General features: G+C 61.9%; 13 protein-coding genes, 2 tRNA genes and 2 pseudogenes. 4 read left to right on the top strand and 13 right to left on the bottom strand.

Features of this window, described 5'->3' with window-relative positions; translation table 11 throughout:
- Positions 1 to 74: 74 nt before the first annotated feature.
- Together rlmB and rnr are read right to left on the bottom strand one after the other, a co-directional pair.
- Positions 75 to 830: a 23S rRNA (guanosine(2251)-2'-O)-methyltransferase RlmB gene (gene rlmB, locus BFP90_RS11540; protein WP_065896728.1), complete on the bottom strand. Its 756-nt coding sequence runs from the start codon at positions 828 to 830 to the stop codon at positions 75 to 77.
- A complete protein-coding gene (rnr, locus tag BFP90_RS11535; protein WP_065896727.1) occupies positions 827 to 3,457 on the bottom strand; it encodes a ribonuclease R in 2,631 nt (876 codons plus the stop codon). Before rnr ends, rlmB begins: the two co-directional genes overlap by 4 nt.
- A gap of 225 nt (positions 3,458 to 3,682) precedes the next feature.
- On the opposite strand from rnr, the gene BFP90_RS11530 reads away from it, so the two are divergent.
- The 4 genes from BFP90_RS11530 (at position 3,683) to BFP90_RS11515 (ending at position 6,747) form a co-directional block, all read left to right on the top strand.
- A tRNA-Leu gene (locus BFP90_RS11530) sits at positions 3,683 to 3,769 on the top strand.
- 154 nt (positions 3,770 to 3,923) lie between these two features.
- Positions 3,924 to 4,010, top strand: a tRNA-Leu gene (locus BFP90_RS11525).
- Between the two features lie 158 nt (positions 4,011 to 4,168).
- A complete protein-coding gene (locus BFP90_RS11520; RefSeq protein WP_065896726.1) occupies positions 4,169 to 5,194 on the top strand; it encodes an extracellular solute-binding protein in 1,026 nt (341 codons plus the stop codon).
- On the top strand, positions 5,194 to 6,747 hold the full coding sequence (locus BFP90_RS11515; RefSeq protein ID WP_065896725.1) for an ABC transporter permease: 1,554 nt from the start codon (positions 5,194 to 5,196) through the stop codon (positions 6,745 to 6,747). The genes BFP90_RS11520 and BFP90_RS11515 overlap by 1 nt, the downstream gene beginning before the upstream one ends.
- 93 nt (positions 6,748 to 6,840) lie before the next feature.
- Here the strand turns inward: BFP90_RS11515 and BFP90_RS29610 are convergent.
- From BFP90_RS29610 to BFP90_RS11465, 11 genes and pseudogenes are all read right to left on the bottom strand, one after another.
- Positions 6,841 to 7,356 (bottom strand): annotated as a pseudogene (locus BFP90_RS29610) (methyl-accepting chemotaxis protein); the annotation flags it as partial.
- A gap of 390 nt (positions 7,357 to 7,746) precedes the next feature.
- Positions 7,747 to 7,800, bottom strand: a pseudogene (locus BFP90_RS29605) (hypothetical protein); the annotation flags it as partial.
- 1,114 nt (positions 7,801 to 8,914) lie between these two features.
- Positions 8,915 to 10,204 (bottom strand): adenylosuccinate synthase, encoded by a 1,290-nt coding sequence (locus BFP90_RS11505; RefSeq protein ID WP_065886517.1) that lies wholly within the window; start codon positions 10,202 to 10,204, stop codon positions 8,915 to 8,917.
- 54 nt (positions 10,205 to 10,258) lie between these two features.
- A complete protein-coding gene (locus BFP90_RS11500) occupies positions 10,259 to 11,446 on the bottom strand; it encodes an ATP phosphoribosyltransferase regulatory subunit (RefSeq protein WP_065886518.1) in 1,188 nt (395 codons plus the stop codon).
- A gap of 292 nt (positions 11,447 to 11,738) precedes the next feature.
- The gene (hflC, locus tag BFP90_RS11495) at positions 11,739 to 12,605 is read right to left on the bottom strand and encodes a protease modulator HflC (RefSeq protein ID WP_003188064.1); all 867 of its coding nucleotides are present in this window, start codon (positions 12,603 to 12,605) and stop codon (positions 11,739 to 11,741) included.
- Positions 12,605 to 13,783, bottom strand: a complete 1,179-nt coding sequence (hflK, locus tag BFP90_RS11490; RefSeq protein ID WP_065886520.1) for an FtsH protease activity modulator HflK — start codon at positions 13,781 to 13,783, stop codon at positions 12,605 to 12,607. Before hflK ends, hflC begins: the two co-directional genes overlap by 1 nt.
- Before the next feature lie 96 nt (positions 13,784 to 13,879).
- Complete coding sequence (gene hflX / locus BFP90_RS11485; RefSeq protein ID WP_065894504.1) at positions 13,880 to 15,181, bottom strand: ribosome rescue GTPase HflX; 1,302 nt, start codon at positions 15,179 to 15,181, stop codon at positions 13,880 to 13,882.
- Between the two features lie 12 nt (positions 15,182 to 15,193).
- On the bottom strand, positions 15,194 to 15,454 hold the full coding sequence (gene hfq / locus BFP90_RS11480; protein ID WP_016976904.1) for an RNA chaperone Hfq: 261 nt from the start codon (positions 15,452 to 15,454) through the stop codon (positions 15,194 to 15,196).
- A 95-nt stretch (positions 15,455 to 15,549) separates the two neighbouring features.
- Entirely contained in the window at positions 15,550 to 16,521 is a 972-nt protein-coding gene (gene miaA / locus BFP90_RS11475) for a tRNA (adenosine(37)-N6)-dimethylallyltransferase MiaA (RefSeq protein WP_065896723.1), read from the bottom strand.
- Positions 16,521 to 18,431 (bottom strand): DNA mismatch repair endonuclease MutL, encoded by a 1,911-nt coding sequence (mutL, locus tag BFP90_RS11470; protein ID WP_065886523.1) that lies wholly within the window; start codon positions 18,429 to 18,431, stop codon positions 16,521 to 16,523. The genes miaA and mutL overlap by 1 nt, the downstream gene beginning before the upstream one ends.
- The coding region (locus BFP90_RS11465) for an N-acetylmuramoyl-L-alanine amidase (RefSeq protein ID WP_176718035.1) at positions 18,431 to 19,474 on the bottom strand (1,044 nt) is incomplete at its 5' end. The genes mutL and BFP90_RS11465, both read right to left, overlap by 1 nt.

The following is a 19,474-nucleotide window of genomic DNA, read 5'->3' as shown; positions in this document are numbered from 1 at the left end:
CACAACATCTGTAACTGAAACACCGCTATCGGGGGCAAGCCCCCTCCCACATTTTGATCCAGGCCAGGCCCGGCTTACTTCTTGGTCTTGGCCTTGGCACCGCGCTGACGCCGCGCTTCGAACAAGCATACGCCCGTCGCCACCGACACGTTCAGGCTGCTGACGCTGCCGGCCATCGGCAAGTGCACCAGGTAATCGCAATGCTCGCGGGTCAGGCGACGCATGCCTTTGCCTTCAGCGCCCATGATCAGGATGGTCGGGCCGGTGAGGTCCTGGTCGTAGATGCTGACTTCGGCCTCGCCTGCCGTGCCGACAATCCACAGGCCGCGCTGCTGAAGCTTCTCCAGGGTGCGCGCCAGGTTGGTCACGGCCACCAGCGGAATCACTTCCGCCGCGCCGCAGGCCACTTTACGCACGACCGGCGTGAGGGTGGCCGACTTGTCTTTAGGCACGATCACTGCCAGCGCGCCGGCCGCATCCGCCGAACGCAGGCAGGCGCCGAGGTTGTGCGGATCGGTCACGCCGTCCAGTACCAGCAGCAAGGGTGAGCCTTCGGTACGGTCGAGCAGCTCGTCAAGCATGGCTTCGCCCCACACCTGACTCGGGCTGACGTCGGCCACTACGCCCTGGTGAACGCCTTCTACCCATACGTCCATTTCACGGCGTTCGGCTTGGCCGATGGCAACCTTGTTCTGGGTGGCCAGCTCGACCAGCGTCTGCACGCGTGGCTCGCTGCGACCTTCCGCCAGCCACACCTGCTTGACGCGCTTGGGGTGGTGACGCAGCAGTGCTTCTACGGCGTGCACGCCGTAGATTTTTTCCAGACTCATGACTTGGCCTTAGGTTTGCGCGACCCGCCGCTTTTCGCGGGGGCCGAACCCGCTTTAGGCGGGCCTTTACGGTGTTTACTCGGTTTGCTCGACGGTTTTTCCGCCCCTTGGGACTTTCCCCCAGACGCCGCTTTACCACCGCTTTTGGCTTCGTTGAGCAACTGCTGCTTCAACTCGCGGCTCTTGCGCAGCTCGGCATTTTTCGCCGCGGCATCGCTTGGGCGGTAGGCTTCAGGGGCCTTGTCCTTGGCCGAAGAACGACGTCCGGTCTTGGCAGGTGCAGGCTCGGCAGCCGTCTTCGCGCTGGAAGCCTTGCCTTTGGACGCCGGCGCTGCGGTTTCGCTGCCGCGCTTTTTGCGGCCAGCCAGCTCTGCGGGCTTGTCAGGCATGCCGAAGTCGATCTTGCGCTCGTCCAGATCGACACGCATGACCTGCACTTCCACGGTATCGCCCAGGCGGAAGCTGCGACCGGTGCGCTCGCCCGCCAGGCGATGGTGCACAGGATCGAAGTGGTAGTAGTCACCCGGCAAGGCGGTGACGTGCACCAGACCCTCGACGTAGATGTCGGTCAGCTCGACGAACAGGCCGAAACCGGTCACGGCGGTGATCACACCCGGGAACGATTCGCCCACGCGGTCCTTCATGAACTCGCACTTGAGCCAGTTCACCACGTCGCGGGTGGCTTCGTCGGCGCGACGCTCGCTCATGGAGCACTGCTCGCCCAACTGCTCAAGCGCCGCTTCGTCGTACGGATAGATCCGTGCCTTCGGAATGGTCATGGCACCGGCGCGCTTGACGTGCGGGGTGTTCTGCTTGGAATGGATCACGCTGCGGATCGCGCGGTGCGTGAGCAAGTCCGGGTAACGGCGGATCGGCGAAGTGAAGTGGGTGTACGCCTCGTAATTCAGGCCGAAGTGGCCCTGGTTATCGGCGCTGTACACCGCCTGGCTCAACGAGCGCAGCATCACGGTCTGGATCACGTGGTAATCCGGACGGTCCTTGATGCTGGCCAGCAGGGCCTGGTAATCCTTCGGCGTCGGGCCATCCTTGCCTTTGTGCAGGGACAGGCCGAGCTCGCCAAGGAACGCGCGCAGTTTTTCCAGGCGCTCCGGCGGCGGACCGTCGTGGACGCGGTACAACGCAGGAATCTCGTGCTTCTTCAGGAATTCAGCGGTGGCCACGTTGGCCGCCAGCATGCATTCCTCGATCAGCTTGTGCGCGTCGTTACGGGTGGTCGGGGTGATGGCAGCGATCTTGCGCTCGGAACCGAAGACAATCCGGGTTTCCTGGGTTTCAAAATCGATCGCGCCACGGGTGTGGCGGGCGCCCAGCAGCACCTTGTACAGCGAGTACAGCTGCTTGAGGTGCGGCACCACGTCGGCGTATTCGCCGCGCAGGGCCTTGGCTTCGCTGGTCTTCGGCGCTTCCAGGATGGTGCTGACCTTGTTGTAGGTCAGCCGCGCCTGGGAGTGAATCACCGCTTCGTAGAACTGGTAGTCGGTCATTTCGCCGGTTTTGGAGATGGTCATCTCGCACACCATGGCCAAACGGTCGACTTTCGGGTTCAGCGAGCACAGGCCGTTGGACAGCTGCTCCGGCAACATCGGGATCACGCGCTCAGGGAAGTACACGGAGTTGCCGCGCACCTGGGCTTCGTTATCCAGGGCCGAACCGATCTTCACGTAGCTGGACACGTCGGCAATCGCGACGTACAGCTTCCAGCCGCCGGAGAACAGGCGCAGCTTGCCCGGCTTGGCTTCACAGTAGACCGCGTCATCGAAGTCGCGCGCATCTTCGCCGTCGATGGTGACGAACGGCAGATGGCGCAGGTCGATGCGTTTTTCTTTGTCTTTGTCTTCAACTTCCGGCTTGAGCTTGGCGGCTTCCTTGAGCACGGCATCAGGCCAGACGTGAGGAATATCGTAGGTGCGCAGCGCCACGTCGATTTCCATGCCCGGCGCCATGTAGTTGCCGACCACTTCAACGATATCGCCCTGGGGCTGGAAGCGCGCAGTCGGCCAGTGGGTGATTTTCACCTCGACGAACTGGCCGACCTTGGCGGCGCCATTGCGGCCCGGGGTGATCAGCACTTCCTGCTGGACCTTCGGGTTATCCGGCACCACAAAGCCGATACCGCCTTCTTCGAAGTAACGACCGACGATGGACTCGTGGGCACGGGACACCACTTCGACGATCACGCCTTCACGACGCCCACGACGGTCCAGGCCGGACACGCGCGCCAGGGCACGGTCGCCATCGAACACCAGGCGCATTTGCGCAGGGCTCATGAACAGGTCGTCACTGCCGTCATCCGGGATCAGGAAGCCGAAGCCGTCCCGATGGCCGGCGATACGGCCCAGGATCAGGTCGAGCTTGTCGACCGGCGCGTAGGTGCCACGGCGGGTGTAGATCAACTGAGCATCGCGCTCCATCGCACGCAAACGGCGGCGCAGGGCTTCGAGCTGGTCTTCGGTGGTCAGACCGAACTCTTCAACCAACTGCTCGCGGCTAGCAGGCGAACCACGATCGGCGAGGTGCGCCAGGATCAGTTCGCGGCTAGGAATAGGGTTTTCATATTTTTCCGCTTCACGAGCGGCCTCGGGATCGAGGGACTGCCAATCGGCCATTAGAGAGTTTTCACCTTGTCTATATGCGGGTTAGTTTGGCATACGCGTATTGAAACGGGAAATTTCAGACGTCATCAAGCCTTTTAAAGCCCTTTGCAGCCCTCGGCGCGCACCTTGCACGACCATTGGCGAAATTTTCCAGGCTTTTTTCATGGCAGGGGTTTACAGGGCAAATATCGCTCCGTATAGTGCGCGCCATCGACGACGGCAACGTTGTCAGATAATGCCCAGGTGGTGAAATTGGTAGACACGCCAGCTTCAGGTGCTGGTGATCGCAAGGTCGTGGAAGTTCGAGTCTTCTCCTGGGCACCAAATTCAGATCAAACCCGCGAAAGCGGGTTTTTTCGTTTCAGACCTTTGATTTTTAACGGAAAAATTGATTTATATTTTTCGAATCAGGGGTTTACAGATTAAAAAGCCCGCCGTATAGTTCGCCCCATCAACAGCGGCAACGTTGCTTGATAATGCCCAGGTGGTGAAATTGGTAGACACGCCAGCTTCAGGTGCTGGTGATCGCAAGGTCGTGGAAGTTCGAGTCTTCTCCTGGGCACCAAATTCAGATCAAACCCGCGAAAGCGGGTTTTTTCGTTTCCGGGGTTTGAAAAATCCGGCTTGAAAACGCTCCCCGCGATTACCCTCAAGCCCGCACTTGAGAAGCTTTATCGTTTATCCTTGTAGTGATTTGTTGCACATAAGCGAGGAACACTTCGGATGATGATCCGCGATACCCGATTCAAGACATCCCTTCTGCGTGGCCTGTCTCTTACTCTGCTTGGCCTGACCCTGCTCTCACCCGCCGCCTATTCTGCCGACAAGGTCTCCCTGACCCTTTACAACGGCCAGCACAAAGAAGTCGGCGATGAACTCGCCAAAGCCTTTGAAGCCAAGACCGGTATTCACGTCAACGTGCGCAAAGGCAGCAGCAACCAGCTGGCCAGCCAGGTCGTCGAAGAAGGTGATCGCTCCCCTGCCGACGTGATCTACACCGAAGAATCGCCGCCGCTGAACAAACTCGGCGAGCAAGGCTTGTTGGCGAAGATCGATGCCAGCACCCTCGACGTGCTGCCCAAGGATTACGTCGGCAGCAATGGCGACTGGATGGGCGTCACCGCACGCACCCGCGTCGTCGCTTTCAACCCCAAGCTGATTGCCGAAAAAGACCTGCCCAAATCGGTGCTGGATTTCGCCGGCCCCGAATGGCAAGGCAAGGTCGGCTTCGTGCCCACCAGCGGCGCGTTTCAGGAACAGGCCGTGGCGATCATCAAGCTGCACGGGCGTGAAGCGGCCGAAGAGTGGCTGACCGGCCTGCGCGCCTTCGGCAAGGTGTACAGCAACAATATGGTCGCCCTCAAGGCCGTTGAAAATGGCGAAGTGGCCACCGTGCTGGTGAACAATTATTACTGGTTTGCCTTGAAGAAAGAAAAAACCAACCTCGACTCCCAACTGCACTATTTCACCGACGGCGATGCCGGCGGCCTGATTACCGTGTCTTCGGCTGCCGCGCTGAAATCCAGCAAACATCCCAAGGAAGCCCAGCAACTGCTGGCCTTCATGGCCAGTGAAGAAGGCCAGCGTGTGATCACCAACACCTCGGCGGAATACCCGCTGCGCAAAGGCATGGAGTCCAGCCGTGGCCTCAAGCCTTTCAGCGAACTGCAGCCGCCTAAAGTCACCCCTGCCGACCTGGGCAATGCCGAGGAAGCGCTGGAACTGGAACGTGACGTTGGCTTGAACTGATGACCCCGTCGCTCAGCGCTGCAGGCTTTCGCCCCCGGCGCAAACGCCCTTCAATCTGGCTGCTGTTGCCGGTGCTGTTGCTGGTTGGCCTGAGCCTGCTGCCCCTGGTGTATGTCGGGCTCAAGGCCTGGCAAGCCGGCTGGGCACAGGCGGTGCATCTGCTGTGGCGGCCTTATGTGTTCGGGCTGCTGCGCAATACCCTGTCGCTGATGGTCGGCGTGACGGTCGTGTGCGGCGTGGTCGGCTTGTCCCTGGCCTGGTTGCTGGAACGCAGCAACCTGCCTGGGCGACGCCTCTGGGGCGTGATCCTGTGCCTGCCGTTTGCGGTGCCGGCGTTTGTCAGCAGCTTTACCTGGGTGTCGCTGAGCGCCAACTTCGAAGGTCTCGGCGGCGCGATCCTGGTGATGAGCCTGTCCAAGTATCCGCTGGTATTTCTGCCGGTGGCCGCCACGCTGCGCAATCTGGACCCGGCCCTGGAAGAGTCGGCGCGCACCCTGGGGCTGAATCGCTGGGGCGTGTTCCGGCGCATTACCCTGCCGCTGCTGTGGCCCTCGCTGGTCGCGGGAGCGCTGCTGATTGCATTGCACATGCTGGTGGAGTTCGGCGCCCTGTCGATCATCGGCTTGCAGACCTTTACCACCGCGATCTACCAGCAGTTCGAACTGGAATTCAGCAACGCCAACGCCGCGATGCTCTCGGCGGTGCTGCTGGTGATGTGCCTGAGTTTGTTGTGGCTGGAGCTGCGCGTGCGCGGCAAGGGCCGCCATGTGCGAATCGGCCAGGGCGCGGCGCGACATGCCGAGCAGGTGAAACTGGGTAAATGGGCGCTGCCTGGCCAACTCTATTGCCTGGCGCTGGCGATCATTGGCAGCGGCATTCCCCTGGGGATGCTCGGTTATTGGCTGGCCGTGGGCTCATCGGCGGCGTTTCCGGTCGCCGCCATCAGTGAGGCGCTGTTATCGTCCCTGGCACTTTCCCTGGGTGGCGCGGCGTTGTGCCTGGCGCTGGCGGTGCCGGTAGGCCTGCTGGTGGTGCGCTACAAAGGCCAGCTGGCGATCTGGGCCGAACGCCTGCCGTACCTGCTGCACGCCCTGCCCGGCCTGGTGATCGCACTGACCCTGGTGTATTTCGCGCTGCATTACGTGCCGGCGCTGTATCAGACGTCGGCACTGTTGCTGATCGCCTATGCGCTGTTGTTCTTGCCCCTGGCCCAGGCGCCGATTCGCACGGCGCTGAACAAGGCTGCACCACAGCTGGAAGAGGCGGCGCGCACGCTCGGCGCATCGTCGTTCAGTGCGTTTTGCCGGGTGACGCTGCCGATTATTTTCCCGGCATTGGGCGCCGCGTTTGCGCTGGTGTTTCTGGATGCGATGAAGGAATTGACTGCGACCTTGCTGCTTAGTCCGACCGGGCTGAACACCTTGGCCACCGCCGTGTGGGCGCATACCTCGAATGTGGAGTTTGCGGCGGCGGCGCCTTATGCGGCGTTGTTGATTCTGGTGTCGGGGTTGCCGGTGTACCTGCTTACGACGCGGATGTATTTGAGCCGCTGAGATGGCTATCGGGGGCAAGCCCCCTCCCACATTTGGAGTGCGTTGCAACCTGTGGGAGGGGGCTTGCCCCCGATGAGGCCGGCACAGACAACCCTAAGCCCGAAACTGCCCCAGACTCGCCTTCAACTGCGCCGCCAAGCCATCCAGCACCTTGCCACTGGCCGTGGTCTCCACCACCGCCTGCGCGGCCCGCTCAGCCTGGGCATGAATCACCTCAACCCGACCACGCACCGCATGCGCACCCTGGGCCTGATGCTCGGCCGCGCGTGTCGCCAGGCCGATCGCCGCATGCACCTGCTCCACCGAGGCCTGCACGGTCTGCTGCAAGCGCACGCTGTCGCGCAACACCAGCAAGCCCTCATTGGCCTGACGACCAGCCTTGCCAATGGTTTCCACCGCCTCACGCGCGCCCTGCTGCAACGCCACGATATGCGCCTGGATGTCACCGGTGGAGCTTTGGGTCTTGCTCGCCAACGCACGCACCTCGTCCGCGACTACCGCAAAACCACGCCCGGTTTCGCCGGCACGAGCCGCCTCGATGGCCGCATTGAGCGCCAGCAGGTTGGTTTGCTCGGCGATGCCGTGAATCACCGTCAGCACCACTTCAATCTGCTCGCTTTGCTGCGCCAACCGCTCGATCACCTGGGAGCCAGCCTGCACCTGCCCGGCCAACGCCTCGATCAAGCTGCCGACTTCGGCAGAAGTGCGCGAGTTTTCATCCGTGGCCTGGCGAATCTCCACCACCTGCTGCAAGGCCGCCTGCATGGCATGGCTTTCGGCCTGGGCCTCGTCGGCCATCTGCGACAGTGCGCGCAGGCTTTCTGCAACCTCGTCGCGCTGCAGGCCGGCCGCTGCATCGGCACCGGCATTGCGCAAGGTCATCGCGCCGATTTCCATGCCGGTGCGCTGGGCCACATCCCCCGCCTCGCGCACGATGGGCTGCAACTTATCCACAAAGCGATTGACCGCCGAAGCCATGTCACCAATTTCGTCCTTGCTGCTGATCTGTACACGCTTGGTGAGGTCACCCTCGCCTGCCGCCAGGTCATCCATGGCCGCGATCAACAGCTTCAGGCGGTTGACGACGCGGCGGCCGAGCACAATGGCGATCAGCAGCAATACACCGAGACCGACCAGCGCCAGGCCCATGCCGATACGCCAGCGCAAGGTGCCGGCAGCCTCTTGAACCGCACTGGTGGTATTGGCCGCCATCTGCGTGGCCGTGACTTGCGCCGATTGCAGGCGCGCGCCCATGGCGGCAGCGCTATCGGCGGCGGCGCCTTTGAGGCTGTCACCGACCAGTTGATCACCGCTGGCAATCAGCGCGGCGAAGCGGCTGTCCAGTGCTTGCAGGTCGGCCTCGACCGATGCGGTCGACACCCCCATGCGGACTTTGCCGATCTCAACGCCGTTGGGGCTGATCGAGGCTTCGACGTAATACACCGAAGGATCAGCCTTGGCCGCGTCCAAGACTTTATCCAGGGCACGCTCCCCCGCACCTTTGGCCAACAAGGCCTGGTTGATCGGATTTTCACGGTTCAGGTAACGGGTCAAATGCTCGCCCGCCGCGTCGTCATACACCACGAACAACACGTTGGGATTACGCTGCGCACGCCGGGCAAATTCCGATAATGTCGGCACGTCGCTGTCCCACATGGCACGCGGCGCCACCGAAGCCAGCAACTGGGCCATGTCATTGGCGGAGTCCTGCAGGTCTTTTTCCAGGGTCGCCCGCAATTGCTTCTGCTCTTGCTGAAGACGCGTGGAGAGCCCTGCAGTCAGACGTTGGCGAGTGCTGGTGGACAGGCTATCCAGGCTGGAGGTGACTTCCTTGCCGGCCTGTGCCAATTCGCCGGACAGTTTCTGGCTGTCGATGCCCAGGCGATTCCCCAAATCGGCCTCCAGGGCCGTGACCGTGCTCCGCGTCAGCGCGACGGCCACCAGCACTTGCACTAAAAGAGCGATACCTAGGGTAACGAACACCGGCCGCAGCAGACGGCTTTGTAACAACGAGAGAACGGCAGACACTGGAAATCCCTCCACCACGGGTGCCATTAAATTGATAGCACCGCGAAAAAGAGAAACACAGCAAGGGTCGTGCCGCTTGCCAGACAGAAACGACAAAGGGCTCCCGAAGGAGCCCTTTACTTTTTACATCAACAGCTTATTAAGCGAACGGGTGACGCAGAACGATGGTCTCGTTGCGGTCCGGGCCCGTCGAAATAATGTCGATCGGGGCGCCGATCAGCTCTTCGACGCGCTTGATGTAGGCGCGGGCGTTGGCTGGCAGCTCTTCCAGGGTCTTGGCGCCCACGGTCGATTCGGTCCAGCCCGGCACTTCTTCGTACACAGGCTGCAGGCCCACGTAGCTGTCAGCGTCGGTCGGGGCAACATCGTTGCCTTGCGCGTCTTTGTAGCCGACACAGATGTTGATGGCTTCCAGGCCGTCGAGCACGTCCAGCTTGGTCAGGCAGATGCCCGAGATGCTGTTCACGTCGATAGCGCGACGCAGGATAACGGCGTCGAACCAGCCACACCGACGAGCACGGCCGGTGGTAGCGCCGAATTCGTGACCCTGCTTGGCCAGGTGTGCGCCAACGTCGTCGAACAGCTCAGTCGGGAATGGACCGGAACCTACACGGGTGGTGTAAGCCTTAGTGATGCCCAGGATGTAGTCGAGGAACATCGGGCCAACGCCCGAACCGGTGGCAACGCCGCCGGCGGTGGTGTTGGAGCTGGTCACATACGGGTAGGTGCCGTGGTCGATGTCGAGCAACGAACCCTGGGCGCCTTCGAACATGATGTCTTTGCCGGCGCGACGCAGGTCGTGCAGCTCGGCCGTCACGTCGAGCATCAGCGGCTTGAGCAGCTCGGCGTATTCCTTGCACTCGGCCAGGGTCTTTTCGAACTCGATGGCCGGCTCTTTGTAGTAACCCACCAGCATGAAGTTGTGGTAATCCACCAGTTCACGCAGCTTGTCTTCAAAGCGCGGCATGTTGAGCAGGTCGCCCACACGCAGGCCACGGCGCGCCACCTTGTCTTCGTAGGCCGGGCCAATGCCGCGACCGGTGGTGCCGATCTTCAGCTCGCCACGGGCCTTTTCACGGGCCTGGTCCAGCGCCACGTGGAAGGACAGGATCAGCGGGCAGGATGGGCTGATACGCAGGCGCTCGCGCACCGGTACGCCTTTCTCTTCCAGCTTGATGATCTCGCGCAGCAGGGCGTCCGGCGCAACCACTACGCCGTTGCCGATCAGGCACTGCACGCCTTCGCGCAGTACACCCGATGGGATCAGGTGCAAGACGGTTTTTTCGCCATCGATGACCAGGGTGTGGCCCGCGTTGTGGCCACCCTGGTAGCGCACTACGGCGGCAGCATGTTCGGTCAGCAGATCAACGATCTTGCCTTTGCCCTCATCACCCCATTGGGTGCCCAGGACTACGACATTCTTACCCATAACACTTGTCCTCATTCGCGCAAACTTGGTGCCGGCGATGGCCGGCAGGAAAACTCAAGAAGCCAGTGGCGATACTTGCCAAAGCCCGTTCTGCTGAATCAATTGCCGGTCGCAGTCCGCTTCACGGGCGGCGGCCAATGGCTGCCCAGGCAAGGCCTGGACGACACGCTGACCCTCACTGCGCAACTGGCAGACCTGCTGCCAGAGTGCCGCGTCCGTACTGTCGGGCATCCAGATGCCACCAGACGGCAGCTCGACCTCAGCACGCCCCAGGGTCACCAGGGTTTTCAAATCGGTGGAAAAGCCGGTGGCCGGACGGGCGCGACCGAAGTCGGCGCCGATATCGTCATAACGACCACCCTGGGCGATGGCCTGGCCAACACCCGGAACGAACACCGCGAATACCACACCGGTGTGGTAGTGGTAGCCGCGCAACTCGCCCAGGTCAAAATACAAAGGCAGCTGCGGGAAGCGCGCCGACAGTTGCTCGGCAATCGCCAGCACATCGTTCAGGGCGGCCAACACCGGCGCCGGCGCGTTGGCCAGGCGCTCACGTGCAGTGACCAACACTTCACGGCCGCCGCACAGGTCAACCAGCGCACGCAGCATGTCGGCCAGTTCAGCCGGCACGCCGGCAGTCAGGGCGATGACTTCATCGATGGCCTTGCGTTGCAGCGCATCGAACAACTGTTGCTCAACTTCACCGGACAAGCCGGCCGCACGGGCCAGGCCGCGGTAGATCCCAACGTGGCCCAGGTCCATGTGCACGTCCGGCACATCAGCCAGTTGCAGCATGGCCAGCATCAGGCTGATCACTTCAACGTCGCTGCTCGGGCTCGCATCGCCATACAACTCGGCGCCCAGCTGGATCGGGCTGCGTGAAGATGACAAGGCACGCGGCTGGGCATGCAGCACGCTGCCGGCGTAGCACAGGCGGCTGGGACCTTCGCGGCGCAGGGTGTGCGCATCGATACGCGCCACCTGCGGCGTGATGTCGGCGCGGAAACCCATTTGCCGGCCCGATTGCGGGTCGATGACCTTGAAGGTGCGCAGATCCAGGTCCTGGCCCGCGCCGGTCAGCAGGGACTCCAGGTACTCGATATGAGGGGTCACGACAAACTCGTAGCCCCAGCTCTGGAACAGATCCAACACCTGGCGACGCGCTATTTCAATACGCGCAGCTTCTGGTGGCAGTACTTCTTCAATGCCATCTGGCAGCAGCCAGCGGTCTACCGTTGCCATTACGCCATTCCCCTTTGATCCGGGCGGCCGGCCCTCGGCCGAGCCTTGAGTGAAGCAGAAAATACCCGCCGTCTGCATAAACCACGCGCAAGAGCGACGTGACGAACGGCCTGCAAACGGCCTCGTCGGGCACTTTCCTCGAAAAACCTGTCACGCCTGCCGAATCGAACACGCAGACGCAAAAAAGCCGGGAATTTCCCGGCTGCCGCATCATACACCCGTTTTCTGAAAGGATCACCCCGCCAGGCATTTTAGCCGCCCGACGGAGTGGTCCTACAGAATCACAGGCCTGTTACTTGGACTTTTCCAGGTAGCGGAAGAAATCGCTGCTTGGGTCCAGCACCAGCACGTCGGTCTTGTTCGCGAAGCTTTCACGGTAGGCGCGCAGGCTACGGTAGAACGCGTAGAACTCCTGGTCCTGGCCGTAAGCCTTGGCGTAGATCGCCGCGGCTTGAGCATCACCATCACCACGAGCCTCTTCAGACTCGCGATAGGCCTCTGCCAACAGTACACGGCGCTGACGATCGGCATCCGCACGGATACCTTCGGCCAGCTCGTTACCCTTGGCACGGTGCTCACGGGCTTCACGCTCACGCTCGGTGCTCATGCGCTCGAACACGCTGCGGTTCACTTCCTTGGGCAGGTCGATAGCCTTGACGCGAACGTCGACCACTTCGATACCCAGCTCTTTCTCCGCCATGGTGTTCAGCGAACGAGTGATGTCAGCCATCAGCGCATCGCGTTCACCGGATACCACCTCGTGCAGGGTGCGCTTACCAAACTGGTCACGCAGGCCCGATTCCAGACGACGCGACAGACGCTCGTCGGCAATCTGCTTGAGGCCCGAGGTCGCCGTGTAGAAGCGCTCGGCATCCTTGACGCGCCACTTGGCGTAGGCGTCAACCATCACGGCTTTCTTTTCCAGGGTCAGGAAGCGCTGTGTCGGTGCATCCAGGGTCATCAGGCGGGCGTCGAACTTGCGCACCTGGTTGACGTAGGGGACTTTCACATGCAGGCCCGGCTGGACATCCGCCTGGACCACGCGACCGAATTGCAGCAGCACCGCGCGCTCGGTCTGAGCGACGATGTAGAAGCAGTTCCAGGCAGCGATGACCACGACGACGCCCACAATCAGGGCGGTCAGCGATTTATTGCTCATCAACGACTCTCCCTGGTACGTGTTTGCTGTTGCAGCAAGTCAGCGGCCGCACGGGCGCTCGCTTCGTTGGCAGCGGCATTCGAACCGGTGGACGGCGCGCTTGTGCCGCCGCTACGACCACCTTCGATCATCTTGTCCAGCGGCAGGTACAGCAGGTTGTTCTGCCCACCCTTGCTGCCGGTCACGAGAACCTTGCTGGTGTTGCTGAAGACTTCCTGCATGGTGTCCAGGTACAGACGCTCACGGGTAACCTCGGGCGCCTTGCGGTACTCGGCAACCAGCTTGGTGAAGCGGTCCGCCTCACCCTTGGCACGGGAGACCACTTCGTCGCGGTAACCGTTGGCATCCTCAAGGATACGCTGGGCCTGACCACGGGCTTCCGGCACCACGCCGTTGGCGTAGGTTTCAGCCTGGTTGCGCGAACGCTGCTCGTCTTCACGGGCGCGGATCACGTCGTCAAAGGCTTCCTGCACTTCACGCGGTGCCGCTGCGCTCTGTACGTTGACCTGGGTAACGGTGATACCGGTGCGATAGGTATCGAGGAACCGTTGCAGGCGCTCCTTGATTTCGCTGGCCATCAATTCACGCCCTTCGGTCAGCACCTGGTCCATGGCAGTGGAACCCACCACATGGCGCAGGGCGCTTTCGGTCGCGTGTTGCAGGCTGATTTCCGGCTGATCGACGTTCAGCACGAAGTCCTGCAGGTTGGTGATCTTGTACTGCACGGTCAGCGGCACTTCGACGATGTTCTCGTCTTCAGTCAGCATCTGGCCCTGCTTGGTGTAGGCACGCTCACGCGTGACGTTCTCCATGTACTTCTTGTCGATCGGCGGGAAATAGATGTTCAGGCCTGGCCCGACCGTCTCGTAATACTTGCCGAAGCGCAGCACGACGGCTTGCTCCTGCTCGTCCACCACGTAGACCGCGCTGTACAGCCAGACGGCCGCGAGCACGACAAGACCCAGGCCCAGCAGGCCATAGCCGCCGCCCTTGCTTGTGCGACCACCCTCGTCACCACCGCGTTTTTTCCCACCACCGAACAACCCATTCAGGCTTTCCTGCAGCTTTCGGAAGGCCTCGTCGAGATCCGGTGGCCCCTTGCGGTCGCCATTATTGCGGCGCTTACCACCCCAAGGATCCTGATTATTCGAGTTGCCACCCGGCTCATTCCAAGCCATAGCGCTCTCCATCTGATAAAGCAAAGACGCACCCACGGCGCGCCGACCAATGCTACAGAATGCCTGCTACTGCGGCACAACCGCTTTCTCAGGCTTTTATTGCAAAGTGTGTTGTTCGATGAACTCCGCCGGTACAACACCCTCGCGACTGACCAGTCGATTGAGCTCCGCGCGTGGCAATCGAACGGCCAGCAAGCTGACACCTTCTTCGTCGTGTTCTTCTTTCTGTACCGCGCCCAGCTCGAAAAACTGTGCACGCAGTCGAGCAAAACGCTGCGGCAAGCGCAAGGTGCCCACGAACAAATCGCCGCCGAGCAACTCGGCGATGGCTTGCTCAAGCAATTCAAGGCCACTGCCATTACGCGCCGACAGCCAGACCCGCTGGGGTCTGCCATTCTCATCGCGCTGGATTTGCGGCTCGACGCCTTCAAGCAAATCGAGTTTGTTATACACCTCGAGGATCGGCAAGTCCTGGGCACCAATCTCGCCCAGCACCAGCATCACCTGCTCGATCTGCAGCATGCGATCCGGCTCGGCCGCATCGATCACGTGCAACAGCAGGTCGGAATTGCTCGACTCTTCGAGCGTAGACCGAAATGCCTCGACCAGCTTGTGCGGCAAATGACGAATGAAACCTACCGTATCGGCCAGGACAATCGGCCCCAGGTCGTCAAGATCCAGGCGGCGCAGGGTCGGGTCGAGCGTCGCGAACAGTTGGTCGGCCGCGTACACGTCCGACTTGGTGACGTTATTGAACAGCGTGGACTTGCCCGCGTTGGTATAGCCCACCAGGGACACGGTGGGGATATCGGCACGGGAACGGCCACGGCGCGATTGCTCGCGCTGGCTGCGGACTTTCTCCAGGCGGCCCTTGATCTGGCGCAGGCGAACCCGCAACAGACGTCGGTCGGTTTCCAGCTGGGTTTCACCCGGGCCACGCATGCCGATGCCGCCGCCCTGGCGCTCAAGGTGCGTCCAGCCGCGAACCAGCCGTGTGCTCATGTGGTCAAGCTGGGCCAGTTCGACCTGGAGCTTGCCTTCATGGGTACGCGCGCGTTGGGCGAAGATATCGAGAATCAGGCCGGTGCGGTCGATCACGCGACACTCGAAGACACGTTCGAGGTTACGCTCCTGACTCGGCGTGAGGACGTGATTGAAGATCACCAGATCGGCTTCTTCGGCATGGACCAGGTCGCGCAATTCTTCGACCTTGCCGCTGCCAATCAGGTATTTGGCGGTTGGCCGATGACGCGGCACGTTAAAAAACGCAACGGTCTCGGCGCCGGCCGAATTTGCCAACTCCTGAAACTCCTGCGGATCTTCGCGCGCCTCAGGGTCCTGTCCATCCAAGTGAACGAGGATTACTCGCTCACCACCACCGTGGCGCTCAAAGAACAAAGGAGACTCCTATCAGGCGTTACCTGGCTCAGCGTCAGCTGCTTCATCACCGGCAGCGCTAGGCAGACGGATTGGACGAACAGGGACGACTGTCGAGATAGCGTGTTTGTAAACCATCTGGCTGACGGTGTTTTTCAGCAGGATCACGAACTGGTCGAACGACTCGATCGTACCTTGCAACTTGATACCGTTGACCAGATAAATGGAAACCCCCACTTTCTCTTTACGTAAGGTATTCAAGTAAGGGTCTTGTAGCGAATGCCCTTTTGACATGTGCCGCACTCCTTTAAGGATCAATAATAAAAAATCGGAAAAATAAATAGCTCATGGCCGCCACACCCCCAAGGATAGACGGCAATTGCAAGGACTCAGCTCAATATGGAGACCGTTCCCAGGTATTTCAAGGCGCGTGACAGATTGTCGCTGTCCAGGCTGTCCAGCCAGTGCAAATCGCTCCAGCTGCGCAGCCAGGTGAACTGGCGCTTCGCCAATTGGCGCGTGGCAATGATGCCGCGCTCCTGCATTTCGGCTGACGTCAGCTTGCCATCCAGATGATCCCAGACTTGGCGGTAGCCTACAGCACGTATCGAAGGCAACCCCGGATGCAGATTACCTCTTGAACGCAGTGCTACGACCTCCTCCACAAACCCCTGTTCCAACATATTTGTGAATCTTTGTGCAATTCGTTCGTGCAGCACCTGGCGATTTGCCGGAGCGATGGCCAGGTTCGCCACAGTATAGGGCAATTGTGACCGGCCAGATGCGCCTGCGTCAGCACTTTGCGCAGTTTGTTTCAGCCTGTGTTCAGTCATGGTCTGGCCACTGACACGCCAGACTTCCAGGGCACGGGAGAGACGCTGGGGGTCATTGGGGTGAATGCGCGCCGCCGACACCGGATCCACCGCCGCCAACTGATCGTGCAGGGCTTGCCAGCCAAGGCGTGCGGCCTCTTCTTCGAGTTCGGCGCGCACCTGGGCATCGGCCGGCGGCATGTCCGCCAGGCCTTCCTGCAAAGCCTTGTAGTAGAGCATCGTGCCGCCGACCAGCAACGGGATGTTACCCCGCGCGGTGATCTCTGCCATGGCGGCCAGGGCGTCGGTACGGAAGTCCGCAGCCGAATAGCTCTCGGCCGGGTCGATAATGTCGATCAACCGATGCGGATGCCGCGCCAGCACCTCTTTCGAAGGCTTGGCCGTGCCGATGTCCATGTCCCGGTAAACCAGGGCAGAGTCCACACTGATCAGCTCGCACGGCAGGACCCTGGTCAGTTCGATGGCGAGGTCGGTCTTGCCAGCGGCCGTGGGGCCCATCAGGAAGATCGCGGGGGGTAAGGCACTCATCAGCGACCGCGCAGGAACAGTTTGTCCAGATCATCCAGGCCCATCTGGGTCCAGGTCGGTCGGCCATGGTTGCATTGGCCGCTGCGCTCGGTGTTTTCCATGTCGCGCAGCAGGCCGTTCATTTCCGGCAGGGCCAGGCGACGGTTGGCGCGGATGGCGCCGTGGCAGGCCATGGTGCCGAGCAGTTCATTGATATGCGCCTGAATGCGGTCGCTGGTGCCGTACTCCATCAGGTCCGCCAATACATCGGCGACCAGGCGGTTGGCCTCGGCTTGCTTGAGCAGCGCGGGAATCTGGCGGATGGCCAGGGTCTCCGGGCCCAGGCGTTGCAGTTCGAAGCCCAGCTTCTGGAACACACCGTGGTGCTCTTCGGCGCAATCGGCTTCTCGCTGGCTGACCGCCAGGGATTCGGGCACCAGCAGTGGCTGGCCACTGAGCCCTTCACTGGCCATGGCGATCTTCAGGCGCTCGTACATGATCCGCTCGTGGGCCGCATGCATGTCCACCAGCACCAGGCCGTGGGCGTTTTCCGCGAGGATGTAGATGCCCTTGAGCTGCGCCAGCGCGTAGCCCAAGGGTGGAATATCACCGCCACCCTCGGGCAAGGCAACGGTGCCTGGCTCGGCACCCGGCAGCGGCGCGAAGAACTCACGATAAGCCGCCTGGGCCTCGGCCACCGGCACGGTCGATTGCGGGCGCGGGGTGTATTGATACTGATAACCGGCGCCGGCGCCCGCGTTGGGTGCCGTGTAGTTGGGCTGCTGCGGAGATTGCAGCAAGTTGGCGGCCAAACTCATTTCGCCCTGAGGCCCGAATTCACCGGCCTCGGGACCGCTTGGGCGAACGACCGCCGTCACGATGGGCGCCGACAACTGATCATCCGGACGCACGTCGCCCAAGGCGCGGTGCAAGGTGCCGTACAGGAAGTCATGCACCATGCGCCCATCACGGAAGCGCACTTCGTGCTTGGTCGGGTGCACATTGACGTCAACCACCGAGGGGTCGACCTCAAAAAACAGCACAAACGTCGGATGCCGCCCGTTGAACAACACGTCGCGGTAGGCCTGGCGCACCGCATGGGCCACCAGCTTGTCACGCACTGCCCGGCCATTCACGAAGAAATACTGCAAATCCGCCTGGCTGCGGGAGAAGGTCGGCAAACCGACCCAGCCCCACAGGCGCAAACCATTGCGTTCAATCTCTATCGGCAGCGCCTGCTCCAGAAAGCCGGCTCCGCAGACTGCCGCCACGCGCCGAGCACGCGCGGCGTCGTCATTGGCTTCGTGCAGGCTGAGGATGGTCTTGCCGTTGTGGCGCAGATGGAATGCCACATCGAAACGTGCCAGGGCCAGGCGCTTGATGACTTCCTGCAGGTGGTCGAATTCGGTTTTTTCGGCCTTGAGGAATTTGCGCCGCGCCGGGGTGTTGAAGAACAGGTCGCGCACTTCCACCGAGGTGCCCACCGGATGGGCTGCCGGCTGGACCCGGGGCGCCATGTCACGGCCTTCGGTTTCCACTTGCCAGGCCTGCTCGGCGCCGCGTGTGCGCGAGGTCAGGGTCAAGCGGGCCACGGAGCTGATGGAGGCCAGGGCCTCACCGCGAAAGCCCAGGCTCATCACCCGCTCAAGGTCTTCGAGGTCGCGGATCTTGCTGGTGGCGTGACGGGCCAGGGCCAGCGGCAGGTCATCGGACGAGATGCCGCTGCCATCGTCCCGCACCCGCAGCAGCTTGACGCCGCCCTGCTCCACGTCCACGTCGATGCGTTTGGCGCCGGAGTCGAGGCTGTTTTCCAGCAGCTCCTTGATCACCGAGGCCGGGCGCTCAACCACCTCGCCCGCAGCGATCTGGTTCGCCAGGCGCGGGCTGAGCAATTCGATACGCGAGCCGCTATTCAAGACAGATTCGCTCATTACTGTGCCGCCAATTCGGTGCCCGGGATGGTCAACACCTGGCCGATTTTCAGCTCATCGGTTTTCAGGTTGTTGGCGCTGCGCAAAGCGGCGGGCGTGACCTGGAAACGTACCGCCAGCATGGCCACGGTGTCGCCGGGCTGTACGCGGTGGTCGCGCGGGCCCTGGGCAATTTTGCCGGAATCACGTAACCAGGCAATGTAAGTGCCCGGGGGCGGGTTCTGTTGGAAGAACTGACGCACACCGGCGCTGATCGAGCGCGCCAAGGCCTGCTGGTGGCTGGCACTGGCGAGCTTGGATGCCTCGTTGGCGTTGGAAATGAATCCGGTCTCGACCAGGATCGACGGGATATCCGGCGACTTCAGCACCATGAACCCGGCTTGTTCCACGCGCTGTTTGTGCAGCGACGTGACCCGGCCGATATTGCTCAGGACCTTCTGGCCGACGTTCAGGCTGGAGGTCAGCGAGGCGGTCATCGACAGGTCGAGCAGTACGCCGGCGAGCATTTTGTCCTTGTCGTCGAGGGACACGTTGCCGGCCCCGCCGATCAGGTCGGAACGGTTTTCGCTGTCGGCCAGCCAACGGGCGGTCTCGGACGTGGCGCCACGATCCGACAGGGCAAACACCGACGCACCGAAAGCGGCGCTGGAAGGTGCGGCGTCGGCGTGGATCGAGACGAACAGGTCCGCGCCCTTCTTGCGGGCGATTTCAGTACGCCCGCGCAACGGAATGAAGTAGTCGCCGGTACGGGTCAGTTCGGCGCGATAACCTTTCATGCCGTTGACCTGGCGTTGCAGTTCGCGGGCGATGGCCAACACCACGTCTTTTTCATGCTGGCCGCGCGAACCGGAGGCGCCCGGGTCTTCGCCACCGTGACCGGCGTCGATCACCACGATAATGTCGCGCTTGCCTGCCGGAGCGGGCGGCGGCGGTGGCAGCTTGACCTGCGGTTGCGAGGGGTTGACCGGCACCGCAGGCACCGTCGCCACGCTGGGCGTCGGCACAGGCGGCGGCGCGGCATCGGCAGGGTTGTCGAACAGGTC

It is taken from the genome of Pseudomonas sp. 24 E 13, from assembly GCF_900004715.1.
GTDB classification, from domain to species: Bacteria; Pseudomonadota; Gammaproteobacteria; order Pseudomonadales; family Pseudomonadaceae; genus Aquipseudomonas; species Aquipseudomonas orientalis_A.
Note: the sequence above shows the minus strand (reverse complement) of the source record. Positions and strands in the feature narration are given on the sequence as shown.